21 protein-coding genes and 1 pseudogene are annotated in these 23,901 nt (G+C 70.1%); 10 read left to right on the top strand and 12 right to left on the bottom strand.

Annotation, left to right across the window (positions count from 1 at the left end):
• From AB0J64_RS41160 to AB0J64_RS41180, 5 genes and pseudogenes are all read left to right on the top strand, one after another.
• Positions 1-268: pseudogene (locus tag AB0J64_RS41160) on the top strand (ATP-dependent helicase); the annotation flags it as partial.
• A 68-nt stretch (positions 269-336) separates the two neighbouring features.
• Entirely contained in the window at positions 337-1,086 is a 750-nt protein-coding gene (locus tag AB0J64_RS41165; RefSeq protein WP_364040232.1) for a crotonase/enoyl-CoA hydratase family protein, read from the top strand.
• A 171-nt stretch (positions 1,087-1,257) separates the two neighbouring features.
• Positions 1,258-2,442 carry a sialidase family protein gene (locus tag AB0J64_RS41170; RefSeq protein WP_364040235.1) on the top strand — a complete coding sequence of 395 codons (1,185 nt, stop codon included), beginning with the start codon at positions 1,258-1,260 and terminating at the stop codon, positions 2,440-2,442.
• Positions 2,443-2,593: 151 nt separating this feature from the next.
• A complete protein-coding gene (locus AB0J64_RS41175; RefSeq protein WP_364040238.1) occupies positions 2,594-3,220 on the top strand; it encodes an ATP-dependent Clp protease proteolytic subunit in 627 nt (208 codons plus the stop codon).
• Positions 3,217-3,807: an ATP-dependent Clp protease proteolytic subunit gene (locus tag AB0J64_RS41180; RefSeq protein ID WP_091081201.1), complete on the top strand. Its 591-nt coding sequence runs from the start codon at positions 3,217-3,219 to the stop codon at positions 3,805-3,807. The genes AB0J64_RS41175 and AB0J64_RS41180 overlap by 4 nt, the downstream gene beginning before the upstream one ends.
• A gap of 25 nt (positions 3,808-3,832) precedes the next feature.
• Here AB0J64_RS41180 and AB0J64_RS41185 read toward each other — a convergent pair whose 3' ends face one another.
• From AB0J64_RS41185 to AB0J64_RS41195, 3 genes are all read right to left on the bottom strand, one after another.
• Entirely contained in the window at positions 3,833-4,219 is a 387-nt protein-coding gene (locus AB0J64_RS41185; RefSeq protein ID WP_364040242.1) for a helix-turn-helix transcriptional regulator, read from the bottom strand.
• 455 nt (positions 4,220-4,674) lie between these two features.
• Positions 4,675-4,797 (bottom strand): hypothetical protein, encoded by a 123-nt coding sequence (locus tag AB0J64_RS41190; RefSeq protein ID WP_364040245.1) that lies wholly within the window; start codon positions 4,795-4,797, stop codon positions 4,675-4,677.
• A gap of 1 nt (position 4,798) precedes the next feature.
• Entirely contained in the window at positions 4,799-5,359 is a 561-nt protein-coding gene (locus tag AB0J64_RS41195) for a hypothetical protein (protein ID WP_364040248.1), read from the bottom strand.
• Between the two features lie 191 nt (positions 5,360-5,550).
• On the opposite strand from AB0J64_RS41195, the gene AB0J64_RS41200 reads away from it, so the two are divergent.
• Together AB0J64_RS41200 and AB0J64_RS41205 are read left to right on the top strand one after the other, a co-directional pair.
• A complete protein-coding gene (locus AB0J64_RS41200; RefSeq protein WP_364040251.1) occupies positions 5,551-6,159 on the top strand; it encodes a TetR/AcrR family transcriptional regulator in 609 nt (202 codons plus the stop codon).
• Between the two features lie 249 nt (positions 6,160-6,408).
• The gene (locus AB0J64_RS41205; RefSeq protein WP_364040254.1) at positions 6,409-6,993 is read left to right on the top strand and encodes a site-specific integrase; all 585 of its coding nucleotides are present in this window, start codon (positions 6,409-6,411) and stop codon (positions 6,991-6,993) included.
• 226 nt (positions 6,994-7,219) lie between these two features.
• On the opposite strand, the gene AB0J64_RS41210 is transcribed toward AB0J64_RS41205, so the two are convergent.
• The 5 genes from AB0J64_RS41210 to AB0J64_RS41230 form a co-directional block, all read right to left on the bottom strand.
• Positions 7,220-7,747: an N-acetyltransferase family protein gene (locus AB0J64_RS41210; RefSeq protein ID WP_364040257.1), complete on the bottom strand. Its 528-nt coding sequence runs from the start codon at positions 7,745-7,747 to the stop codon at positions 7,220-7,222.
• Positions 7,748-7,780: 33 nt separating this feature from the next.
• On the bottom strand, positions 7,781-8,038 hold the full coding sequence (locus AB0J64_RS41215) for a hypothetical protein (RefSeq protein ID WP_364040260.1): 258 nt from the start codon (positions 8,036-8,038) through the stop codon (positions 7,781-7,783).
• 103 nt (positions 8,039-8,141) lie between these two features.
• Positions 8,142-8,576, bottom strand: a complete 435-nt coding sequence (locus tag AB0J64_RS41220; protein ID WP_364040263.1) for a VOC family protein — start codon at positions 8,574-8,576, stop codon at positions 8,142-8,144.
• A gap of 42 nt (positions 8,577-8,618) precedes the next feature.
• On the bottom strand, positions 8,619-9,305 hold the full coding sequence (locus AB0J64_RS41225) for a type 1 glutamine amidotransferase domain-containing protein (protein WP_364040266.1): 687 nt from the start codon (positions 9,303-9,305) through the stop codon (positions 8,619-8,621).
• Between the two features lie 141 nt (positions 9,306-9,446).
• Positions 9,447-12,593 carry an AAA family ATPase gene (locus tag AB0J64_RS41230; protein ID WP_364040269.1) on the bottom strand — a complete coding sequence of 1,049 codons (3,147 nt, stop codon included), beginning with the start codon at positions 12,591-12,593 and terminating at the stop codon, positions 9,447-9,449.
• A 311-nt stretch (positions 12,594-12,904) separates the two neighbouring features.
• Between AB0J64_RS41230 and AB0J64_RS41235 the strand changes: the two genes are divergently transcribed.
• A complete protein-coding gene (locus AB0J64_RS41235; RefSeq protein ID WP_364040272.1) occupies positions 12,905-13,369 on the top strand; it encodes an alcohol dehydrogenase catalytic domain-containing protein in 465 nt (154 codons plus the stop codon).
• Between the two features lie 374 nt (positions 13,370-13,743).
• On the opposite strand, the gene AB0J64_RS41240 is transcribed toward AB0J64_RS41235, so the two are convergent.
• The 3 genes from AB0J64_RS41240 to AB0J64_RS41250 all read right to left on the bottom strand — a co-directional run bounded on the left by AB0J64_RS41240 (position 13,744) and on the right by AB0J64_RS41250 (position 18,496).
• Positions 13,744-14,298: a hypothetical protein gene (locus AB0J64_RS41240; RefSeq protein WP_364040275.1), complete on the bottom strand. Its 555-nt coding sequence runs from the start codon at positions 14,296-14,298 to the stop codon at positions 13,744-13,746.
• A gap of 517 nt (positions 14,299-14,815) precedes the next feature.
• Complete coding sequence (locus AB0J64_RS41245; protein WP_364040278.1) at positions 14,816-17,113, bottom strand: DUF4132 domain-containing protein; 2,298 nt, start codon at positions 17,111-17,113, stop codon at positions 14,816-14,818.
• 102 nt (positions 17,114-17,215) lie between these two features.
• Entirely contained in the window at positions 17,216-18,496 is a 1,281-nt protein-coding gene (locus AB0J64_RS41250; RefSeq protein WP_364040281.1) for an FAD-binding oxidoreductase, read from the bottom strand.
• 54 nt (positions 18,497-18,550) lie between these two features.
• Here AB0J64_RS41250 and AB0J64_RS41255 point away from each other — a divergent pair, with 54 nt between their 5' ends.
• Positions 18,551-21,742, top strand: a complete 3,192-nt coding sequence (locus AB0J64_RS41255) for a BTAD domain-containing putative transcriptional regulator (protein WP_364040284.1) — start codon at positions 18,551-18,553, stop codon at positions 21,740-21,742.
• Positions 21,743-21,785: 43 nt separating this feature from the next.
• Positions 21,786-22,985, top strand: coding sequence for a non-homologous end-joining DNA ligase (gene ligD / locus AB0J64_RS41260; RefSeq protein WP_364040287.1), 1,200 nt, complete (start codon positions 21,786-21,788; stop codon positions 22,983-22,985).
• A gap of 7 nt (positions 22,986-22,992) precedes the next feature.
• Here the strand turns inward: ligD and AB0J64_RS41265 are convergent, their stop codons facing one another.
• On the bottom strand, positions 22,993-23,865 hold the full coding sequence (locus AB0J64_RS41265) for a class I SAM-dependent methyltransferase (protein ID WP_364040290.1): 873 nt from the start codon (positions 23,863-23,865) through the stop codon (positions 22,993-22,995).
• Positions 23,866-23,901 lie beyond the last annotated feature (36 nt).

Here is a 23,901-nt window from a genome sequence, read left to right on the forward strand (position 1 = left end):
CCCGGTGCAACGGCCGACCGATTTCGCGGTACGGCTCCGCCAGGACCTCACCCTGGCTGTATGGAGGGAGGCGAAAGAGAGCGCCGCTGACGGAGAACTCCTCGTTCTCCCGGACGTCGACCGTCGAGCCGTCACAGGGCTCAAATTCGCGACCGTGCTCCCCGAACGGCTGGCGGTGGCGACCGTCGCCATCCGGCTTGCGGACTTCGAGAGCGCCAAGACCGCTCTGATGGAACCCGTCCGTCCGCAGCATCTCGGCGGCCACTGACGGTGAGTTGCTGGCCGGAGCCATCGCATGAGCGTACGCTCGGCACGATCCCCGAGAGGAGGGGTGGCATGACCGTACGCGTGGAGCGCGAGGGACCGGTCACCACCGTGGTGGTCAGCAGGCCGGAGGCGCGCAACGCCGTCGATCGCAAGACCGCCGACGCGCTGACGGACGCGTTCCGTGACTTCGAGGGCTCCGACTCCGCCGTGGCGGTGCTGTGGGGCGAGGGCGGCACGTTCTGCGCGGGCGCCGACCTCAAGGCGCTCGACAACCACGTCGGCGAGGAGGGCGACGGGCCGATGGGCCCGACCAGGCTGCGCCTGACCAAGCCGGTCATCGCCGCCGTGGCCGGGCACGCCGTCGCGGGCGGGCTCGAGCTCGCTCTCTGGTGCGACCTGCGGGTGGCCGAGGAGGGGGCGGTGTTCGGGGTGTTCTGCCGGAGGTGGGGGGTGCCGCTGATCGACGGCGGCACGGTGCGCCTGCCCCGCCTCATCGGCGCCTCCCGAGCCATGGACATGATTCTCACCGGCCGCGCCGTCGAGGGGCGCGAGGCGTACGAGTGGGGGCTGGCCAACCGGCTCGTGCCCGACGGCACCGCCAGGGTGCGCGCCGAGGAGCTGGCCCGCGAGATCGCCCGCTTCCCGCAGACCTGCCTGCGTGGCGACCGGCTGTCGGCGCTCGAGCAGCATGGCGTGAGCGAGGAGGAGGCGATGCGGAACGAGCTCCGGCACGGGCTCGTCTCGTTGCCCGACGCCGTGGGCGGCGCCGCCCGCTTCGCCGCGGGCGCCGGCCGCCACGGCGACTTCGGCGACCTCTAAGGGCGTTCAGGGATAGTCCCTTCTGTTCCGGAGTTCCCATGGTCAACAGATAGTTGTACTTTTCGGACGGTGAGACCTTTACGTGGCCGATCGCTCGCGGCCGTCGCGCTGGTTGCCGCGAGCCTCCTTGTAACGACTCCGGCCGATGCGGCATCCACGCCCTCCGCAGAAGTGCTCTTCGACGGAGGCAACGAGGCCTACGTCAACGGCGCCTACCGCGTCGACTACCACTCCTTCCGCGCGCCGGCCGTGATCCGTACCAAGGGGAACACGGTCATCGCCTTCGCCGAAGGCCGGGTCGGCGACAACGACGACTACGGCAACATCGACCTCATCTACAAGATCTCCAGGGACTCCGGCAAACCCGGCACCTGGTCCGGGATCAAGGCGGTGGCCACCGGGTGGCCGGACGCCGTCGGCAACCCCACCGCGGTCTTCGACGGGCAGACCGTCTACCTGTTCTTCAACCGGATGGCGGCCAGTTGGAAGAGCGTCGGCGACTTCGACAGCTGGGACGACCGCGAGGTGTGGTTGGCCTCGTCAGCCACCGACGCCAACGGCCTGCCCACCGGCGGCTGGACCCTCACAGAGAAGACCGACACGCTCAAACCGCACAAGGACCCGAGCGATCCGTTGAACAGGAAATGGTTCAACGACTCGATCGGCCCCGGCGCCGGCATCAAGATGACCGACGGAACCTTGGTCATCCCCGCCAAGTGGCGCAACATCTACAAGCGGCCAGGGGATGCTGACTGGCGCTACCAGGAGTTGACGAACACCGGCGTCACCAAGACCGACGAGGCCACGATCCTGCAGCGGTTCGGCGGCGACCTCTATCGCAACGATCGTGCCAGGTTCGCCAACGCCGGCGATCCGCCGCTGCTCAGGCGGCTGGTCGCCACCGGCACCCTCGACGGCGGCTTCTCCGACTACGCCGATCACCTCGAGCCGGACGGCCGGGTCCTGCCCGATCCCGACTGCCAGGCCTCGACGCTGCGCTTCGCCGGGTCGCCGAACCGGATCCTGTTCCTCGGCCCTCACCCGGGCGGCGTCTCCCGTAGCCGGACCCCCATGCGCGTCTGGATGAGCTACGACGACGGCGTCGGCTGGCCGTACACCCGCCTGCTCGGCGACTTTCCCGCGCCCCAGCCGAAGGGCCGGGACGGCAGGCCGAACGTGAACGGGGTCGAAGGCGGCTACTCCAGCATGGTGCAGACCGCCGACAATCAGGTCGGCGCGGCTGTCGAGTGGGGCGAGCAGAACAGCTCGGGCAGCGACAAGAACATGAGCATCATCTTCCGCCGCTTCCACCCCACCTGGGTCGCCAACGGCCGTCCAGAACCGCCGCCGGGATAGCTGTCCCCTTGACTGCCGCAGCACTGTTTCGGGCCCTGCGAGGTTTGGTCTCACCACATGAGAACGCTTCGGCCCTGCACGCTGCTCAGAGCAGATCTGCCGCAGGCGGATCGTGTCGACGCCGATCCGAATCGCCTCACATGATGGACGCATGAGCAAAGAATCGGAACTTCCTCTGTTCAACCAGCGGATGAGACGCGAGCTTTACGAGCAGCGTGTTCTCGTTCTCGACGGCCCTCTCGACGACGACAACGGGACACTGCTGGCCACGCAACTGATGGCACTCGCCACCCAGGACGCGTCGACCGATATCGCATTGTGGATTCACTCCCCGGGCGGCTCGGTCCCCTCGATGCTGGCGATTCGCGACATCATTCGCCTCATTCCCTGTGACGTATCGACCCTCGTGCTGGGCATCGCTTACAGCGCCGGGCAATTCCTGCTGTCGTCGGGGGCCCGAGGCAAGCGCCGCGCCCTGCCGCACGCCCGCGTCCTGATGCACCAGGGCTCGGCGGGAATCGGTGGCACCGCAGTCGACATCGAACTGCAGGCCGGCGACCTCCGGCATACTCGCGACACGGTGCTCGGTCTTATCGCCGAGGACACGGGCCAGTCCGTCGAGCGCATATTCGAGGATTCTCTGCACGATCGTTGGTACACAGCGCAAGAGGCGCTCGACTACGGTTTCATAGATGCGATCGTGCAGACCTTCGACGAAGTCGCGCCGCACAATCGCCCGCGCCCCGGATTCGGCGTCACCGAAGGAGTCGGCAAGTGACCTCATATACGATACCGAACGTCATCGCGCAGAATCCCCGTGGCGAGCGGATCATGGACGTCTACTCGCACCTGCTCACCGAGCGCATCGTTTATCTGGGCACCGCGATCGACGCGGGCGTCGCCAACGCGCTCATCGCGCAGCTGATTTTTCTGGAGTCGGACAACCCCGATGCCGAAATACAGTTCTATATCAACTGCGAAGGCGGGGACCCGAGTGCGATGCTCGCGATATACGACACCATGCGCCATATCCGCCCGCGGGTTTCGACAACCTGCGTCGGACAAGCCGTCGCGGTCGGTGCCGTCCTTCTCGCCGCGGGTGCCGAAGGAAAACGTGCCGCTCTTCCCCACGCACGCGTGATCCTGCACCAACCAGCCGCTCAGGGGCGCGGAACGATCCCCGACCTCATCTTGCAGGCCGACGAGGTTGTACGAGTCCGGGCAGACATCGAGCGCATCCTGTCACGGCACACCGGCCAGACGATCGAGACCCTACGTGCCGACACCGATCACGATCGCGTGTTCACCGCGACCGCGGCCTTGGAGTACGGGCTCCTCGATCAGATCATCGAGGAGCACTCATAGGCCCGAGAACAACCCCGGCAAGCCGCTACGCGGCCAGAGCATACGCCGCCGAGCAGACAGCACCCCTCGACCCGCTGGGCTGAGCAGACCGCAAACTCTCTGCGACAGCAAGAGTCAGATCGACCAGGGTCACATCCAGCGCGCCGGCGACCGCGGCGATCATTTCACTCGACGGCTCTTTGACGCCTCGTTCCATCTCGGAGAGATATTGCGGTGAGACTCCGGCGCGACCCGCCGTCTCACTCAACTTCTCGCCCCGCTGTTGACGAAGGTCCCTCAGACACTCACCGAGCACCTGCCGCCACAGCGGCTCGCGAGCCGGAGAGGGCTTGAGGGCGGTCCGATCGATCGCTGGACGTAGCGGCGAGATGGAAGATGGCTGCGGGATGGAAGAGGCCATACTCCACACCATAGGCAGACAGCGCTGTCGAGTTCCGCCGGCTTCGCGCAGAGCGGAACCAGTCCCTGCCTCCTCCGTTCGGCCTCAGGCGCACCTGCGCGCTCACCACGTGGTCACCACGGCGGCGAGCGCTCGGGTGACGTTGGTGACCAGCCACACGAGCAGGGCGCGCACCGTACCAGCTGCCGTGATCGTCATCCACCGGCAGACGCGGACACGTCGCGCCTCTCTGACGTCTCGTTTCTTCGCGGTACAGGTACGTGGCCTGGGCGGGCAGCGACAGCGCGTCCGCCAGGGCGGTTACGACGACCCCGACGAAGCACAGGCGGCAGGCCGTGCCCTGGCCGCTGCCGACCGCGACGGCGCGGGGCCGGAAGCACGCTCGGGCAGTGGCTGGCACGCTGGCCGGCCACCAAGGACGCCCTGCGTCCGTCGACCCGGCAAGGCTACGCCACGCACGTCCGTCTCTACCTCATCCCGCAGTTGGGACGGACCCTGCTCCACCAACTCAGCTCGCGCGACGTCAACGGGACGTTCTCCCCGACCGGACCGGCCCCGATGACGACGACGTCGTAAGTGTTGCTGTCCATGTCAGTTTCCCTTCGCGGCGCGGCCGAGGCGGATTGCCGAGATGAGGAAGAAGATGCCGCCGGGGATGGCGTAGCCGGCCGCGCTGGTCAGCGTCGGGTTGGCCGCGGAGGCACCGAGGATGAACGACGCGCCGGCGAGGACGGAGATGCCGCCGCTGATGATCATCGGCCACTGGCCGCCCATCTTGCGGCGGGTGACCCCCACGATCAGCTGGACCAGCCCGGCCACGACCGCCCAGGCGCCCCACACGCGCAGCACCGCCGGGATGCCGGACGCGCAGGCGATGGCCACGCCGATGGCGGTGATCAGGCTGACCGCGATGTTGACGTACAGCAGGGCAGGTGATCCGGTGGCGCGCGACGCGCGGGCGTCGATGACGGCGGCGGCCACGTCGAACAGCGGGTAGAGCACGAGCAGGGTGACCGCGAGCGGACCCAGGTTCGAGGCGGTCGTGAACATCGCGAGGGCCCAGACGATGGCGAACGCGAACCGGACGAAGTACAGCCGCCGCAGCGCGGACGCGGTCCCGGAAATGCCGGGCGAAGCAGCGATGGAGCTCATGATGATCCTTCTCGGAGTTTGAGTGACGAGGAGACCGCCTCGCTCGTTCCGGGAAGGCACCCCCGGCGCACGGGCGCTGCTGACGGCCATGGCCGCGGCAGAACGCCAGACAGAACGTTCTACCTCGCATAGGTTGCAATCTACAGCGCAAACTGTCAAGACCGAACGTTCTATCTACTAGAATGGGTCTCATGCGTAGCGAATCCGAAGGCCGGCCGTCCGAAGCGCGGTCCCGGCTGCTCCACACGGCCACCCGGCTCTTCTACACGGAGGGCATCCACGCCGTCGGCATCGATCGCATCGTCGCCGAAGCGCAGGTGACACGGGCCACCCTCTACCGGCACTTCCCCGGCAAGGAAGACCTCGTCCTCGCCTACTTGAACGAGGTCGACCGAGCCATGCGGGGTCAGGCTGACGAGGTCATCGGCGCCGGACTACCGCCCGCCGACACCATCCGGGCCCTCAGCACATCCATCGCCCAAAGCATCCAGTCCCCCGGCTTCCGGGGATGCGCCTTCCTCAACGCTGCCGCCGAGCATCCCGACCCCGAGTCCCCAGTGCACAAGGCCGTGCTCGCCCACCGCCAATGGTTCCTGGAAACCATCACGGAACTGCTGACCAAGATCCATGAGCCCGGCGCCGAGCCCGCCGCCCGCCACTTCGTGATGATGCGCGACGGCGCCATGGCCGCCGGCTGCCTGTTCGACCCGGTGCTGGTCTGCGAGACCTTCCTACACGGAGTCGAGAGGCTCCTGCAGGTTTATGCCGCCACCGACTACAGCGGACCGGCGGGCGCCTGAAGCCGCAGGCGCCTCCGCTCAGGAATGAAGCGGTCGAGCCCCTGCCGGCGATCGCCGGCAGGATCCCACGGCGCGGCAGCGGTATTTTCCTCACAGCCGTTCTGGCGGACCTGGCATGACGGCCGGCCGCGAAAGCCCGCTCCGGACTACTTCGCGCGCCTGAAACGCTAGGCCAAGAAGCACTGGGCGACGCCGTCGGTCCCGGCCGACGCCGAACGCCGCAAGGAGACCGCCGACGAGACCCGCGCGGTGGCCAAGACCACGATCCACCGGCTGCTGTCGCGCCGTGACATCCCGCTGCGGGAGAAGACGCTCTGGCGGATGCTCTACGAGACCGCCGCTCGAGCCGCTGAGATCCTGGCACTGAACGTCGAAGACCTCGACCTGGAGCACCGGCGCGCCCCCGTCCGTTCCAAGGGCGTCGCCATCGAATGGGAGTACTGGGACAGCGGCACCGCTCACCTGCTGCCTCGGCGACTCCGTCTGCCCGACGGCAGCACGCGAACGCACGGCCCGCTGTTCCTGTCCGAACGCTGCCTTGTCCCCGCCCGGCGCCCCGCCGCCGGCATCTGCCCGCACACCGGCCGCGAACGCCTCGGCTACGATCGCGCCCGCGTCCTGCTCGACACCTACGTCGGACTCGACCTGCACCAGCTACGACACAGCGCCGCCACCCCACCTCGGCGAAGCCGACGTCCCGCTGCAGCTCATTATGGGCAAGACCCGGCACAAGAACTCCCGCACCGTCATGCGCAACGTCAAGCCCGGCGCCGAAGCCATCGCCAAGGTCACCGAGGTGCTGGCACCACGTCGCCGTACCCACTGATCAACTGAGTGGCGGCTTGCCGGAGCTATAGGAGATCCGGGCCGCCATCGTCGACCGCCTCACCTTCGGCGGCAACATCATCGAGACCGGCACCGACTCCTACCGCCTCGCCCAGACCCGTGCCCGAGCTGAACATGCCGCCGGCTGACCCTCATCGGCCCCATCCCATCGCCAGAGCCTTGGTAGTACCGACCTGGCCGACAACTCATCCTTTGAGACGCGGGCAGTCGACGGTCAGAGGAGCCGCTGCATCCACAGCGAACTGATGTACTGGCCGTTCTTGGTGGCGTACTCGCGGAAGGTACCGACTTCTGTGAAGCCGAACTTGCGATGGAGGGCGACCGACGCGTCGTTTGGCATGGCGATTCCCACGACGATGGCGTGGATCGGCTCGTCGGCGATGCTTTCGAATAGGGCTCGATACAGCGACGTTCCCACGCCCCGGCTTCGGCAACCAGCGTCGAGAGAAACGCTGAGCTCAACAGTGTCCCGGAACGCCTCGTGATTCCGGTAGGGCTGACTACAGGCGTAGCCGATTATCCGACCGTGACGCCGAGCGACCAGCAGCCGGTAGGGGCCTGTTGAGGAGAACTGCTCGAACCAGGCGTGCCGCTCGGCCACGCTGGTCGGTCGGGTATCGAAGGTTGCGATCGAGCTTGCCGCCACGTCGTTCAAGATGTCGACAATCCCGGAGAGATCGGTCTCATCCGCAATGACGATCTCAACGGGCTCTTGATCCGCAATCATGCGCACAGTGGTCATTCGTCACATCATGTCTGACTAGCCACCGCCCCGCTACCGCTCAAGCAGAAGCGCAAACCGATCACCGCGCTCCCCGCATCGTCCGGCTATGCCCGAGCGGCCGCGACCTGGTGGGAGCACGGTTCCGTACCCACGGGCGTTGTCCATCTCGGTGGTCATCAGCCGCGCCGTGAAGCCAGCCTTCTGCTCGAACAGGTCGGCGGTGGTGTGCATGCGCTCGGCCCGCTCTTCGAAGCTGGTGGCGCGGTACGCCCGCCACTGATCATGCGCCAGGCCGAGCTTCTGCTGCACCTCGGCATCGCTCAGCTATTCGAAGGTCTTGAGCGTCTCGCCAGCCGCAGGATTGATCGTGGCAATCGCCATGATGTGCCTCTTCCGCTGGTGCGCAACAGCGTCAGACGCCGACGGCCATGACCTCCAGTTGAATGTTGTCGATGTCCCTGAAGATGACCACCGAGTAGACGAAGGGCTCCTTCACGCTCTGGATGCCGGAGTGCGCGACGCCGAGGCTGTCCAGCCACTCCGACCAGGCGATGAGACCTTCGCGGCCCTCGACGTTCAGGGAGATGTGGTCGAGGCCGGTGCGGGACTCGTCGAACTCTTCACCCTTGTTGCCGGCGTTGTGGTGCAGGCCGATGGCCAGGCCGGTGTGGGGCTCGATGACGAGCTCCGCGTATCCGGTCCATTCGCGGCCGTAGTGCGGAAGCGTTCCGTCCACGAGCTTGGCCTGGAAGACCTTCTGGTACCACGCCACACTGGCCTGCAGGTCCCTGACGGTGAAGGCGAAATGGTGCAGGCCGGTGAAGGAGGGTGCGCCAGCTGCGCTCATCTGTGGTTCCTCATTCATGGATCGTTGTTGGCGTGCGGGGGCTCAGGCCGTCTTGCCGGTCAGTGAGATCAGCTCGATCGCAGCCGGTCCGGAGGAGGCGGGGTTCTGACCGGTGATGAGTGGTCCGTCGATCACCACGTACGGCGCGAAGTCGCCGGCATTGGAGAAGTCGGCGCCCTTGGCGATGAGCTCGTCTTCCACCAGGAAGGGCACGACCTTGGTCAGGCCCATGATTTCTTCTTCGCTGTCGGTGAAGCCGGTCACCCTCCGGCCTGCCACCAGCGCGGTGCCGTCGGGATTCTTGGCGTGACGCAGCACGCCCGGCGCGTGGCAGACCAGCGCGAGGGGCTTTCCTGAAGCGACGATTCGTTCGATCAGCTTGATGGACGCCTGGTCCTCGGCGAGGTCCCACAGCGGGCCGTGCCCGCCCGGGTAGAAGACGGTGTCGAAGTCGTCGGCGGACGCCGAGTCCAGTCGTACGGTCTCGTCCAGCCGACCCTCGGCCTCGATGTCGGCCTCAAACCGGCGGGTCTGGTCGGTCTTGAACTGCTCCTCGTTGCTCTTCGGGTCCAAAGGGGCGCGCCCGCCCTTCGGGGAGGCCAGGGTGATCTCCCATCCGGCGTCCTTGAAGTGGTAGTACGGTGCGGCAAGTTCCTCGAGCCAGAACCCGGTTTTGCGTCCGGTGTCACCCAGTTGGTCGTGCGAGGTCAGCACGATCAGAACCCTCATAGTCCCGCCTCCTCGTCTCGTTCGTTGACTGCGGTGAGCACCGGGTGCGGACAGGTGCATCGCCTCGCAAAACGTACGGGTGCGTAGTTGACAAGTACTGGACGGAAAGTGGAACGCCTTACTGGATCAGTGGCCGGCCGGCTACTCGCCGAGTTCTGCCAGAAACGTCGCGGCGCGGCGGGCGAACAGGCGGGCCTCGCGCTCGGCCGACAGCGCCCGGGCCTTTTCCGCGGCGGCCCGGACAACCGCGACAGGCTCGCCGAGGGCCTGCAGCAGCCGCGCTCGCAGCAGCAGGATCAGGCCTTCGGGGTAGCGCTGGCCATAGGCGTTGAGGTAGTGGTCGGCCAGGTCCAGGGCCGCGGCGGCCTCGGCCGGCGCCCCGGCCGCGAGCCGCATCTCACCCAGCAGCCCATGCCAGGTGGCCACACACGAGCGCGGCGGGTCGAGGAGGTTCGTGGCGATGAGCCGCTCGGCCTCCGCGGCCGCGCCGGCCGGATCCTGGCCGGTCATGGCCAGCGCCCAGTAGCGGGCCAGCCGCTGGTAGGTGCCGAGGAACACGTAGGAGAACTCGGGGTCCACGGCGATCCCACGCTCCGCGGCGCGCAACGCCCAAGCCGGGTCGCCGACGATCACCGCGGTCCGTACGGCGATGGCGGACCAGATCGTGACCGCGTAGGGGTCGTCGCCCGCGTCGGCCTCCAGCGTGTCGAGGAGCGCCCGTGCTGATTCGGTCTCACCGTGCAGCGCAGAGACCTCCGCCAGCATGCCGGCCATGAGCAGTTGCAGGTCGTGCCGGACCGGGTTGTCCTCGCGCCGGGCCAGGTCGCGGAGCATGATCTGGTCGGCCTCGGTCAGGAACCGGAAGGCCTCTCCGACGTTGCCCAAGTCCCACTGGTGCAGACCCCACGCTTCCAGGCCGTACGCGTAGACGATCGGGTCGCTGGACGCCTTACCCTGATCGAGCAGCCGGCGCGCCAGCAGACCGCTGCGGTCGAGCTCGATACCCTGGGCGTGCACGACCCAGCGGGAGAAGAGGAAGTCGGCGGCCTCCATCTCCCTGCCGAGGTCACGGGCCAGCTGCTCGGCACGTTCGAGCAGGTCGACTGCGGCGGCCCCGTACATCGAACGCATCCCGACGACCGCGGTGAGCTGCGCCAGCGCGGACAACTCCAGCTCTGCCAGGCCCGCTGTCCGGGCCACCTGCGCGGCCAGCCGCAGCCGCTGCTCCGCGGCCTCAAACGCGGACTTGGCCGCCGCGCGGCTGCCCGCGCGCACCAGTGCCTCCGCGATCCTGGCCGGGTCGGCCAGCGGGCCGGCAGCCAGCAGGTGGTAGGACAGGCGCTCGGGGCCGGACTCGCCCTGTGGGTCGACGCGCTCGAGGGCATCGGCGATGCGCAGGTGCAGCCGGGGCGTGCGCCGTCGCGGCGTGGTTCCGGCGACCGACTCGCGGACCAGGTCATGCGGGAAACGCAACAAGTAAGGGTCGTCGGGGGCCGGGCCGAGCAGGCCGAGCGCCTCCAACGGTTCCAGGCGGTCCAGGCAGGTCGGCACGTCAAGACCGGCGGCGCTGGCGAGCAGGCCGAGGCCGACGTCGCGGCCGATGAGCGCGGCGACCTGAAGCAGGTTCCGGGTACCTTCGTCGAGGCCGGCCATCCGGTCACGGACGACGTCCCGAACGGTGGACGGCACCCCTGCCCGGGCCACCACGTCCTGGGTGAGCATGCCCGCGTCTGCCAGCAGCCGGGACAGCTCCCGGACGAAGAACGGATTGCCCCCGGTACGGGCGTGGATGCCGCGGGCGGCGTCGGGGCCGGGAAACTGGCCGGTCTCGCCGTGCACGATCTCGGCCACCTCGGCCAGATTGAGCGGGCCCAGGTGGAAGCGGCGCTGGCCGGACACCCGGCTCGCCGCGGCAAGCACCCGCGACAGCTCCGTGCCGGGCATGGGCGCTCGGTCGCGGAGCGCGCCGATGATCAGGATGCCGCTCGACAGCCGGGCCGCCAGATGACTGAACAACTGCAACGAGGCGACGTCGGCCCACTGCAGGTCGTCGATGACAAGCAGCACCGGGTGCAGCGCCGAGACCTCGCCGATGGCGGCCACGACCCGTTCGAACAGCCGGAACTGCGCGCCGCCCTCCGACAACGCCGGTGCGGCGATGCCGTGCTCGCGTGGGTCGAGGAGGCGGCCGAGCTCGCCGGCGAGCCACTTCTCCCGTGCCGCAGCGGGCAGTGCGTCCAGAACCGTGCCGACCGCCTGCACCCATGGCCACATCGACGGCGTCCCGTCGCCCTCCAGACAGCGGCCCCAGACGACGAGCGCACCGCGCCGATCCACTTCGGCGGCGATCTCCTCCAGCAGGCGGGTCTTGCCCACCCCCGGCTCGCCGTCGATGACGACGAGCCCTTTGCCGCCGGAGAGCGCCGATTCGGCCGCCTGACGCAACATCGCGAGTTCCTCGGCTCGCCCGACGAATCCACCAGCAGGCGGCCTCGCGGGTGCCGAAGCGATCCGCGGTGCCGCCGGTTGCCAGGCGGGTGGCCCATCTGCCGCCGCCGTCAAGCTCTCACTCAACGCCCGCTGATGCGCGGCCCGCAACGCCGGGCCGGGATCGATGCCGAGCTCCTCGGCCAGACGGGTACGGACCATCTGGAACACCGTCAGTGCCTGCGCCTGCTGCCCGGCGGCGCTCAGCGTGGCGATGAGGCTGGCCTGCACGGGCTCGTGCAACGGCGCCATCGAGGCGGCCAGCTGCAAGGGCGGCAGCACTCGCTCCGGCCGGCTCAGCGACACCGCGAGCTCGGCCGCCATCGCGCACACGGCGAAGAACTCGCCGTCCAGCCCGGCGAAGATCGACATCGCGGCCGGTCCGTAGGTCAGTCCCTCGCCCGCGGAGCCCTCCCAGAGCCCTAACGCCTCCAGGTAACTGTCCAGCGCCGACTCGCGCCGCTGCGCCGCGAGGGCTGTCTCGGCCGCCTGTACGCGCTCACGGAAGTCGGCCAGATCGAGCATTCCGGTCCCGGCCGTGAACAGATAGCCGTTGCCCCGGCGGTGCAAGTATGCGCCGGTCCCGCGGATCGGCAGCGCCGGCTCCAGCAATCGTCGCAGCGCGCCGACATACTTGTGGATGACGTTGACAGCGCTGGCGGGGGCGCCGTCGTCCCAGATCAGGTCGACCAGCTCGTTTGTGCTGATCAGCCGGCCCTCACGGGCCAGGAGCAGAGCCAGCAGGTACGCCTGCTGCCGGGGGCCCGCATCCAGCTCGACACCGTTCCGCCACAGCCGCAACGGACCCAGGATCTGCAGACGCAGGGGGCTGCCGGATGCCGAGCCGGCCTCGCCTCCAATCGGACGGATTGGCACAGCCACGCCTGTCGACCCCCTGGAGTGATGTGACGGATCGTCGACCGTGTGGGTCGCACGCACACACCCTGCGCGGGATCAGTTTACGACCTGAATCCACACGTGCGACGGTGTGGGGTTGAGGCCCGCAAAACGGTTCAGTCGTCGTCAACAGGTCTTCCACTTGCCGCGATTACCTTACCTGACGGCGACAAGGCCTTTCAGGGAGCGAAAACCGGGAGGCGCCATGAGAATGCGTGCAGCGCAAATGCACGGGTACAAGCAGCCGTTGCCGGCCGAAGAGGTTCCTGTTCCTGAACCGGGTCCGGACGAGGTTCTCATTAAGGTCGGGGCCACGGGAATGTGCCGCAGCGACTACCGGCTCCTTGACGGCTACTTCCCCTGGGGATCGAATTCCGTACATTCCCGGCCACGAAATCGCGGGCCACGTCACTCAACTGGGCGCCGACGTTCCCGAGTCTGCCGGCTTGCCGGAGGGCGATTCGGAGGCCGTGGATCCGGCCTGGGGTGACGGAACCTGCCGGCAGTGCCATGAGGGCAACGAGCAACTCTGCACGGGGGAGCGGAGGGGTGGATCGGCTTCGGGCCGCCCGGAGGCTTCGCGGAGTACGCCACGGCTTCCAGCCGCCACCTCGTCCGCATCAACCCGAGTGCGGATCTCCAGCCTCAGTACCTCGCGCCTCTGGTGGATGCAGGGCTGACCCCGTACCGCAGGAAGAAACGCCAGGCCGCGGGCAAGGTCGGAGTTGGGTGCACGGTCGTCGTCAGCGGGATCGGCGGACTTGGCAGCTACAGCGTGCAGTACGCGAAGCCGCTTGGCGGCGGAGCCACTGTGGTGGCCTTCGCGCGCAGTGACGACAAGCTCGCCGCACCCCGGCCGAACCGGTGCCCTTCTTGACGAAGCCAGTCGCATCGGCTGTGGCGGTGCGGTGTTGTTCGGCGCGGCCGAAGTGGCCGGCGATCCGGGCCATCAGCGCGTCCACGGCGAGCAGGAGGTGAGAAGACCTCACCCCTTGCTCGCCTTCTGTGCAGCCGTATCTCAGGTCACCTGGTTCATGACTTGCCGCCACAGGGGTCAGGCGTTCGGGGACTGTCGGACGTAGAACTTCTCCCACGCCCCGACGGTGTCCGCGCGCGCCCGGAGCATGCCGTACCCGCTGCCCTCATAGGCATACTCGGCACTCACGTATTTGTTGTTCTTGGCAGACTTGATGGCGCAGAGACTTCCGGTGCACTCGAAACGGAACTTCTCCCAGTCTCCGACGCCGGTCGAGCGCGCTCGGAGCATGCCGTAGTCGGCGCCCGTGTAGTCGAGCTCGGCGCTCACATACTTTTTCGTCGTCAACGCAGCGATGGTGTAGTTCGTATTGTCGAGGTTGCAGATCTTAAAAGTCTCCCAAGATCCCAGCAGCGCGGCTGTAGCGGTGACCATGCCCTCCTTGTATCCCACTTCGCTGTTTCGGGCACTCCAGGCCCGGCTTCTTTCCTGGGAGATGATGCCTACCCACTCACATTGGCCGGCGGCGAGGGTGGAGGCCGTGTCGGCGATCGCCGCAGGCGTTGCGGTCAGCACGACCGTCCCCACCGCTAGCGTCATGCCGAACCTGCGGAAGACATTCCCGAAGTTCATTTCCCTGCTTTCTGCGGTTTGGTGGCGCATCGATCGCGCCCTGTCCAACGAATGCTGCCAGGAAAGAGTGGATTTTCACTGAATTTCCTGACGCGCTGCCCCCGCAGGACAGCGACCTGGTCGCCCGGGGTCGCCGTCGCGGAAGTTTTGTCGCCCCGCGATGCTATAGATGGCGCCATCACCTGACATTTCGAGAAACAGGGCGTTCGATGGCATCAGTGACGTTTCGCGATGAGACTGCGACCGGTCGGGTGCTGGAGGAGTTCTCCCTGCCCGGCCTTCCCGAGCGGATCTCGGCCCGGGAGCTGGTACGACTGCGTGTGCGTGAGGAGGTGGCCCGCCACAACGCGTCCCCGTCGCATCATTCCCGCGGCCTGGTCAGGCCGAGCGACGCCGAGGCCGAGCTGAACGGCTACCGGATGCGCACCGCCCGCAGGCTGGACTGGGAGAAGCAGGCCGACGCCGCCGAGGCCGCGTTCGCCCGCAACGGATTCCTGCTGCTGGTCGGCGACCGCCGTCAGCCCTTGATCTGCCGGACGATGGTCTCGTCGGTGATCCGGCTGTCCTCGGCCAGCAGGAGGGCCTTGCTGAGGATGAGCGCGAGGCGCCCGTCGTCCTCGAACGGCAGGAACACCTTCGCGTCGCGGCCGGGCGCGGACACGATGCACAGGTACACGTCGCCGGGCTCCATGAGGATGTTGGCGCTGCCCAGGTGGATCTTGTAGGTCCGCAGGTCGCCGCGTACGACGAGGTAGCGATCGGTGAGGGTGCAGCGGTCGGCGATCGCCAGACGAGGCAGCAGGCGGGCCAGCGCGTCGCGGCGCACCTCGGCCGAAGGCGGCAGCTCGCCGAAGGACGCCGCGTGCCAGTAGCCGAGATGGCGGTCGTGCCCGCGGTCGGCCCACTCCGGGTCGGCCGCGATCGAGGTCACCGCCACGAACAGGTCGACATCCCGCATGGCCTCGCTGAACACCAGCGCCGGCACCTCGGCCAGCGGTGCTTCCTGCCACTCGCCGCCCGTCCTGCGGTGGAAGCGCACCTGGTCGGTGGTGGCGTGCTCGCCCGGATCGTCGTACAGGTAGTCGTGGAAGAACGACGCCCGCCACTGCCCCTCGGCCAGCACCCGCGTGGCCTGACCCGCGTCGCCGCCGTCCCATGGGCCGAGCAGGTCGGCCCGCCACCCCCGGGCCTTGAACATCGCGTACAGCCGCCGGTAGTCCACGATGTGCCCGGCGAACCGATTGGAGTAGACGGCGGTCCGCTCCTCCGCGGGCGTCAGCAGGTAGACCTCGCGGAACGCCTGCTTGAACGGCTGCCTGACGCGCCCTTCCGCCACCGACTCCCGCCAGCCGGTCACCTCCGCGAGCGTCGCGCGGGCGGGATGCCACAGGCGTACCCGCCGGCCCTCCAGCCCGCCGAGAGCGGCCCGCCACTCCCCGGGCGCGACCTCGGCCTCCCAGATCAGCCGCGCGGCCACGGTGGAGGCGATCGGATGCGCCGCGATCTGCTCGCGCCAGGTGTCGTACGGCTGCGCGGCCTCGCCGGCGAAGCCCGCCTCGAGCGCCCTGACCAGGGTCCGCACCTGCCGCTGCACCTGCTTGACCAGCTCACGCAGCCGCTTGACCTCGTCGGGACGCTCCTTGCGCAACGCCGCGGGCACGGCCTTGAGCCGCCGGTCCCCGTGCCACCAGGACAGCGCGAACTCGCCGTCCTCGCCGGCCGCCACGACCGCCCGGTGCTCGCCCATCGCCACCTCCAGCCGCCCGCCCGGGCCGAACCCGAGATCCGGCATGCGGAAGGCCACCTCGACCCGGTCCGCGAGCCCCGGCTCGGCCTTCCTGATCATGCGGTCGAGCTGCTTGACCACGCCGGCGTGCCGGGTGACCGTGCGGGCGGTGCGCAGCGCCGTGATCGCCTCCGGCGTCGGGAACCGTTCGACCGCCCGCGCCACTTCGTACAGCAGCGCCTGCGAGGGCAGGGTCTTCGCCGTCGTGGGGGCGACGGCGACCCGGGAGATCAGCCTGTCGAGCAGGTCGGGCAGCCACGGCTCGTCGCGGAAGAGCGCCAGCCGCGCGGCCCGCCCGATCGCCGCCGTCTCGGCCGCCCCGAAGGCCTTGTCCGCCCGGTAGGGGATCTCGCCCGCGTGGATCGCCGCCAGCCGATCGTCGGCGGCCTCCAGCGTCGAGCGCGCGAAGTCCACGTACGCCGGCATCGCGGCCAGCCGCTCCCAGACGTCGGGCAGCTCCGGCGGCGACCCGAACGACCGGGGCCCGATCTCGGCCAGCAACGCCCGGCCCGCCGAGTCCAAGCTCATGACCAGGTCGCGCTCGGCAGCCGCCAGCGACTCCTGCCGTCCATCCACGATCACTGCCACCTCATCCATCCCGGCCAGGCCCGCCACCGCCAGGAACGCGTCCGGGTGCTCGAGCCGCCTTTCGCGGGCCATGAACTCGACCAGGGTGCGCGACAGCTCGGCGAGGGCGGCCGTCGGCGCACCGCCGGGGCAGCGCAGCAGCGCGGCCGCCGCCAGGCACAGGTCGGCCCACTTACGGTGGGGCAGGCCGTCGACCAGGGCCTCGTACAGCGCCACGCACGACTCGGGGCTGAAGGACGGCTGCCGCTGCCGCACCTCGTCCTCGACGATGGACCTCGCCGAGAACGCCGGGCCGCCGCCGGTCACGCGGTAGGCGAGGGGCAGGAGCGCGCCCAGCTCGGCCGCGCTCAACTCGGCCCCGTCCTCCCACGAGAACGGATGATCGGCACCTGGCTCGGTGAGCCGGCGGTGGAGCCGCTGCGCCGCGGGGGAGAGCCGCATGTGATGTGTTCCCTCGGTCTGCCATGAGGACCGTCGACGCTGATCCTCGCCTTCACCGCAGGAGAATGCCGCACGCCCCCGACAGAAACCAGCCCCCGAGCCCTACCCCAGCACGGGGAAGTTCGCCCTGATCACGCCGTGCGGGTCGCGGGAGCGCTTGAGATCGCGCAGCCTGGCCAGCGTCTCGCGCGGGAACGCGGCCGCGGCCTGCTCCCCGCCGTGCAGCATCGTGTACGGCTTGCGCCCGCTGCTGAACGGCACCAGCGCCTTGCCCAGCCGCCCGAGGCGCTCGGCCGTGGCCTCGGTGGGCTGGCCGATCGCGTAGACCAGGTACGGCTCGTCCAGGTGCCCCGCGGCGCCGCCACCGTCCGCGGGCCTGGCGAGCGCACCGCCCAGATGCCGGATCTGCACGCTGATCATCGGGTCGATCGGCTCGCCCAGCAGCACGCCGGCCACCTCGTCGTCCAGCCCGGTCAGCAGCTCGCCCCGGCTCACCCCCGGAGAGGGGTCCGTGGGCTCGTCGCAGATGGAGCCCAGCTCGGCCACCGGCAGCAGCCTCCGATTGTCGCTGACGGCCCCGCCGATCAGGTCGAAGGGCCGCAGCAGCGCGCCCGGGTCCCGGCCCAGGTACGTGCAGTCGATCATGACGAAGCCGGGACCGCCGGGGATCTGCAGCAGGTCGAACCAGACCGTCAGCTCGTCCGGCGCCGACGCGGTGACCTCGCGGAAGGCGGCCAGCACCTCGGGCGCCCGCTCGATCGGCCACATGATCCGCCCGCCGTACAGGAAGGGCGCGGGGCTCAGCTCGAACTCCACCGCCGTCACGACCGCGAAGTCGCCGCCGCCGCCCCGCAGCGCCCAGAACAGCTCGGGGTCCCGATCGGCCGTCACCCTGACCTGCCTGCCCTCGGCGTCCACCGCGTCGAAGGCGCGCACGCTGTCGGACGCGAAGCCGTACTTCCTGCTGAACCAGCTCAGCCCGCCGCCCAGCGTGTACCCGACCACGCTGACCACGGGGGAGCTGCCGGCGAGGCCGGTCAGGCCGAGCGGGCTCGCCGCCGACAGCACCTCGCCCCACTTCACGCCCGCGCCGACGCGGGCCACCCCGTTGCCGATCTCCACGCCGCCGAGCCCGCGGGTACGCAGCAGGATCGTGCCCTCGGTGTCGCCCGAGGGGCCGTGGCCGCTCGGCTGCGCGGTCACCGCCAGCCCGTGCAGGCGGGCGAAACCGACCGCGGCCGCCACGTCGTCCGCGTCGGCCACCTCGACCACCGCGCGCACCGGCTGGTCGACGGCCAGGTTCCACGGTCTGCGCGCCTCGTCGAAGCCCTCGTCGCCGGGGAGGAGCACGCGGCCGTTCATCAGGTTCCTCAGTTCGTTCATGTGTCCAGCGTGCGGTTTAGGACTTGAGAAAAATTTGGGGTTGACTTGAGCTTCGTGGAGTTCAGACTGTTCGGCCCACTTGAGGTGGACGACGACGAGGGCAACCGGCTCGACCCCGGCACCCGCAAGCAGCGGGCGGTCCTCGCCAGGCTGGCGCTCGAGCCCGGCCGGGTCGTCCCGCTCGACCTGCTGATCGAGGAGCTGTGGGCGGGCGAGGCGCCGGCCAAGGCCACGGCGACGCTGCAGGCGTACGTCTCACACCTGCGGCGGGTGCTCGAGCCGGACCGCAGGCCGCGCACGCCGCCCCAGGTGCTGCTCACCCGCGAACCCGGCTACCTGCTGAACATCACACCTGGCCAGACCGACGTGGGCCGCTTCGCCGCGTGGGCCGCCGACGGCGCGCGCCTGGTGAGACAGGGGCGGCACGCGGAGGCGGGCCGGACGCTGGACCGGGCGCTCGCGCTGTGGCGCGGGCAGCCGCTGGCCGAGTTCCCCGATCTGGCGCCGGCGGCCGCCGCGCGGCTGGGCGAGCTGCGACTGGCGGCCGAGGAGGACCGGCTGGAGGCCCGGCTGTCGCTGGGAGAGGCCAGCGTGGCCGACCTGGAGGCGCTGACCGAGGCGCATCCCTACCGCGAGCGGGCGTGGGGGCTGCTGGTGCTCGGGCTGTACCGGGCGGGACGCCAGGCCGACGCGCTCGCGGCGCTGCGCAGGGTGCGCGCCCTGCTCGCCGACGAGCTGGGCATCGAGCCGGGGCCGGAGCTGAGGCGGCTGGAGCAGGCCGTGTTCGAGCAGGCGCCCGAGCTCGACGCCGGAACACCCGCGAGAGCCGAGGAGGCGCCCGCGGACAGCCCGAGACCCGCGTCCGCCTTCGACGGGGACCGGCTCGTGGCCAGGGAGGGCGAGCTGCGGGTCCTGGAGGAGCTGCTGTCCGAGGCCCGGCGCGGCAGGGGCGGGCTGGTCCTGGTCACCGGCGAGGCAGGCATCGGGAAGACGAGCCTGGCCAGGGCCGCCGCCGACCTCGCCGCCGCCCGGGGCTTCAGGGTGGAGTGGGGGCGCTGCCTCGACGGCGGCACGGCTCCGGCGTTCTGGCCCTGGACCAAGGCGGGCCTGATCCCTGCGTCCCCGCACGCCGAGCTGTTCGACCTGTACGACGCCGTGCTGACCGAGCTGCGCAAGGGCCCCCTGCTGGTGGTGCTCGAGGACCTGCACTGGGCCGACGCCTCCTCGCTGAGGCTGCTCGGCCACGTCGCGGGCGAGCTGGCGCGGACCTCCGCGCTCATCGTCGCCACGCTCAGGCCCGAGCCCGGCGACCATCCGGAGCAGCTGCGCGAGACCCTCGGCGTGCTGGCCAGGGAGGGCGGCAGGGTGCCGCTGAAACCGTTCGACGCCTCGGGCATTCGCGACTACCTGCGCCTGCACGACGTGGCGGCCGACCCGCAGGAGCTGCTCGACCGCTCGGGCGGCAACCCGTTCTACCTCACCGAGCTGCTCCGCCTGCCGGAACGCGAGCGCCACCTCGTCCCTCCCGGCGCCCGCGACGTCATCGAACGCCGGCTGACCCGCCTCCCCGAGCCCACCCAGGAGCTGCTCAGAGCCGCCGCGGTCGCGGGCCGAGAGGTGGAGCTGGACCTGCTGACCGCCCTGGCGGACCGCCCGGTCGAGGAGGTCATGTCGCAGCTGGAGCCCGCGCTGGCCGCCGGGCTGCTCACCGAGACGTTCAACGGGGCCGCCGACTACCGCTTCTCCCACGCCCTCGTACGGCAGGCCCTCGACGCGGGGCTCACCAGGCTGGGCCGCGCCCGCCTGCACCTGCGGGCCGCCGAGCACCTGGAGACCGTGCCCGGCGCCGACCCCGCGATCCTGGCGGGGCACTTCGCCGCGGCGGCCAGGCTGGGCGGCGCACCCAAGGCCGCCACGTACGCGACGCGGGCCGCCGGGCAGGCCGCGCGGCGGCACGGCTACCAGGAGGCCGTCCAGCTGTGGGAGCTGGCGCTCGACCACCTCCCGCCCGGCGACTCGCCCGGACGCTGCCACGTGCTGACCGAGCTGGGCCAGGCCCGCCGCACCATGGGCGACGCCCAGGGCGCCTACCGCGACCTGAGCGAGGCGGTCGCCCAGGCCCAGCGGCTCGGCGACAGGGACGCGCTGGTGGCGGCGGTCTCCGTCTTCGGCGGCCTGTCGGTGTGGAACTGGCGCCCGTACGGCATCGTGGACGAGGACATGGTCGTGATCCTGGAGGACCTCCTGGCGGGCGATCTCGACGACCGGTCCAGGGCCGCGCTCCTGGGCACGCTCGGCATCGAGCTGTACTACGGCCCCCGGCGGGCCGAGGGCGAGCGGCTGGCGCTCGACGCGATCGACCTGGCCCGCCGCTCGGGCGAGTCCATGCTGCTGGCCAGGGCGCTCAACAACTACCTGATCACGAGCTTCGTACCGGGCCGCAACCGCGAACGGCTGGCGGCGGCCGAGGAGATGCTGGCCGTGCCCGGCCTGCCCAGGGAGGCCAAGGTGGTGGGGCGGGTGCTGCGCATGTCGTGCCTGCTGCGCGCCGGCGACCTGGACGAGTGGAGGAGAGACCTGGCCCGCTGTGAGCAGCTGCTCCACGAGGTGGACCGGCCCGAGCTGGAGGCCATGGTCCGCGTCTCCCAGTCCGCCGACCACGTGCTGCACGGTCGGTGGGCGGAGGTGGAGGCGCTGCTCGAACGCTTCCCCACGATCGCCTTCGGGGCGAGCCTGTGGGGCCTGGACGTCCGCCGCCTGTCCGGCCTCTACGCGTGCCGGCGTGGCCAGGGCCGGGTGGCGGAGCTGGTGGACGAGCTGGTGGCCGCGGGCGACCGTCCGCGCATGACCCTGGTACGCCCGCTCGCCATCCTGGCCTCCCTGGACGTGGGGCGCACCGACCAGGCGCGCGAGCTCGTCGAACGGTGGGGCGTGGACCTGCAGGAGGACTGGTCGGCGGACTTCTTCTTCCCGGTCTGGGGGCTTGTGGCCGCCCAGCTCGGCACGCCCGACCCCGGGGACATGTACGAGCGGCTGCTGCCGATCGCCGGGCAGCCGGTCATCATGGGCATGGGCAGCGCCGCCCTGGGCTCCGTGCAGGACGTGCTGGCCGAGCTCGCGCTCCGGCTCGGGCGCGGGGACAAGGCACTCGAGCACAACGAGGCCGCCATCGCCACGCATCGGCGGCTCGGGCTGGCGTACTGGGAGTCACGCAGCCTCGCCCGCCGCGCCGAGCTGACGCGCTGAGCTGCCAGGGGTTCTTGTCGGTGGCCCCGCGTAGGGTGACCCTATGCCTGTCATCGAGGTCGTGGGGCGCGAGGTCAGCATCACCAGCCCAGACAAGGTGGTCTTCCCGCAGAGCGGCCACACCAAGCTCGACCTGGTCCGCTACTACCAGGCCGTGGGTGAGGCGGCGCTGCGGGGCGTCCACGGGCGGCCGATGGTGCTCAAGCGGTTCGTGCACGGCATCGAGCAGGAGGCCTTCTTCCAGAAGCGCGCCCCGGCCAAGCGGCCCGACTGGATCGAGGTGGCAGAGCTGAAATACCGCTCGGGGCTCGGCGCCGAGGAGGTCGTCTGCACCGACCTGGCCCAGCTGCTCTGGGTGGTCAATCTGGGGTGCGTCGACCTCAACCCCCATCCGGTGCGCTCCGACGACCTGTCCAGGCCCGACGAGCTCCGCATCGACCTCGACCCGGTGCCCGGCGTCCCGTGGTCCGACGTGCTGGCGACCGCGCAGGTGGCGCGCGAGGTGCTGGCCGACCACGGGCTGGTCGCCTGGCCCAAGACGTCCGGGTCGCGAGGGTTCCATGTGTACGCCCGGATCGAGCGGCGCTGGCCGTTCGCCAAGGTGCGCAAGGCCGCCGAGACGGTGGCCCGCGAGGTGGAGCGGCGGGCTCCCGACCTGGCCACCAGCCGGTGGTGGAAGGAGGAGCGGCACGGCGTCTTCGTCGACTTCAACCAGAACGCCTACGACCGCACGGTGGCCTCCTCCTACTCCGTGCGCGCCGTCCCCGATGCGCGCGTCTCGACCCCTCTGACCTGGGACGAGGTGCCGGGCTGCCACCCCGAGGCGTACACGATCGACACCGTGCCCAAGCGCCTGGCCGCGGCCGGCGACCCGTGGGAGGACATGGACCTGCACCCGGGCTCGCTCGACGGGCTGCTGCGGCTGGCCGACGAGCTCGGGCCCGCGCCCAAGCCGCCCAAGGGCGCGGGGCGCCGGCAGCAGACCATGCCCGTCATCGAGATCGCGCGGGCTGAGCACAAGGACGAGGCGCTGGCCGGGTTCGAGCGGTGGAAGGGCCGCCATCCGGAGGTCGCGGCCCGGCTGGAGCCCGCCGACGTGCTGGTCGACGGCATGCGGGGGCGCAGCAGCGTGTGGTATCGCGTCCGGGTCAACCTCCAGCACGTGCCGGAGGAGCAGCGGCCGGAGCAGGAGCCGCTGGAGGTCGACTACGACCCCTGGCGCGGCGCCGGAGGCCCCGGCTGAGGATCGGCTAGCGCTGAAAGTGCCAGAACAGCATGGACGGCCTCCCGGCGATGGCCGCGTGCGCCGCCTCGGGCGCGAGGTCGCACAGGGCCCACGGCCACACGTCCCACGCCTCCAGGACGTCGGTTCGCTCGCGTGGCTCCCCTGCCGGGTGCCGGGGCTCCTCGCAGCGCCGCACCTGGAGCCCCGCCGCCAGCGCGGCTCGTACGTAGTCCCCGACCAGGTGACGGTAGGTGGCCACCCTCGCCGGCCGGCCGTCCGGCAGCCGTACGGGCGGGACCACCCCCTGCGCCACGCCCTCGGGATGGATGTCGGCGATCACCACATGCCCGCCGGGCCGCAACACCCGGGCGAACTCGGCCAGCACCGGGTCCAGCACGGGCACATGCGTCAACGCCAGCGAGCAGACCACCAGGTCGACGGACTCGCCGGGCACCGGCAGCGAGGACAGCTCGCCCGCCAGGAACTCCGCCTGCGGCACCCGCCGGCGCGCCCGCTCCAGCATGTCGGGCGAGCTGTCCACGCCGCGCACCCGATGGCCGCGACCGGCCAGGTAGGCCGCCATCCTGCCGGTGCCGCACGCCACGTCCAGCGCGTCGCCGGCCGGTAACGCGTCGACGATCTCCCTGATGAACGGCTCGTCGAGGTCGAACGCGCTGTTGGGCCCGTCGTAGGTCCGCGACCAGATCCGGTAACCCTCCACGGTGTCCACGCGAGCCACCTCGACGGCGGCGTCGGCCAGGGAGTCGTCGTCGAGGAACTTGCGGATCTCGGCCAGGCGGGCCTCGACGAACGCGCGGTCGTGCTCGCCGGTGAAGGAGCGCATCAGAGCGATGCCCTCCAGGCCCAGCACGTACGCCAGAGGATGCTCGTAGATCACCGTGACACGCTAACGACGACCGCCGCGCGGAAGCGA

The organism is Nonomuraea sp. NPDC049695 (assembly GCF_040674955.1).
Taxonomy (GTDB): domain Bacteria; phylum Actinomycetota; class Actinomycetes; order Streptosporangiales; family Streptosporangiaceae; genus Nonomuraea; species Nonomuraea helvata.

Bases quoted from the DNA above. Each gene is read 5' to 3' on its own strand.
- AB0J64_RS41250 (WP_364040281.1), bottom strand. From the start codon at position 18,496: ATGAACGAACTGAGGAACCTGATGAACGGCCGCGTGCTCCTCCCCGGC.
- ligD (WP_364040287.1), top strand. From the start codon at position 21,786: ATGCCTGTCATCGAGGTCGTGGGGCGCGAGGTCAGCATCACCAGCCCA.
- AB0J64_RS41175 (WP_364040238.1), top strand. From the start codon at position 2,594: ATGAGCAAAGAATCGGAACTTCCTCTGTTCAACCAGCGGATGAGACGC.
- AB0J64_RS41185 (WP_364040242.1), bottom strand. From the start codon at position 4,219: ATGGTGTGGAGTATGGCCTCTTCCATCCCGCAGCCATCTTCCATCTCG.
- AB0J64_RS41225 (WP_364040266.1), bottom strand. From the start codon at position 9,305: ATGAGGGTTCTGATCGTGCTGACCTCGCACGACCAACTGGGTGACACC.
- AB0J64_RS41245 (WP_364040278.1), bottom strand. From the start codon at position 17,113: ATGCGGCTCTCCCCCGCGGCGCAGCGGCTCCACCGCCGGCTCACCGAG.
- AB0J64_RS41200 (WP_364040251.1), top strand. From the start codon at position 5,551: ATGCGTAGCGAATCCGAAGGCCGGCCGTCCGAAGCGCGGTCCCGGCTG.
- AB0J64_RS41210 (WP_364040257.1), bottom strand. From the start codon at position 7,747: ATGACCACTGTGCGCATGATTGCGGATCAAGAGCCCGTTGAGATCGTC.
- AB0J64_RS41195 (WP_364040248.1), bottom strand. From the start codon at position 5,359: ATGAGCTCCATCGCTGCTTCGCCCGGCATTTCCGGGACCGCGTCCGCG.
- AB0J64_RS41165 (WP_364040232.1), top strand. From the start codon at position 337: ATGACCGTACGCGTGGAGCGCGAGGGACCGGTCACCACCGTGGTGGTC.
- AB0J64_RS41240 (WP_364040275.1), bottom strand. From the start codon at position 14,298: ATGAACTTCGGGAATGTCTTCCGCAGGTTCGGCATGACGCTAGCGGTG.
- AB0J64_RS41190 (WP_364040245.1), bottom strand. From the start codon at position 4,797: ATGGACAGCAACACTTACGACGTCGTCGTCATCGGGGCCGGTCCGGTC.
- AB0J64_RS41220 (WP_364040263.1), bottom strand. From the start codon at position 8,576: ATGAGCGCAGCTGGCGCACCCTCCTTCACCGGCCTGCACCATTTCGCC.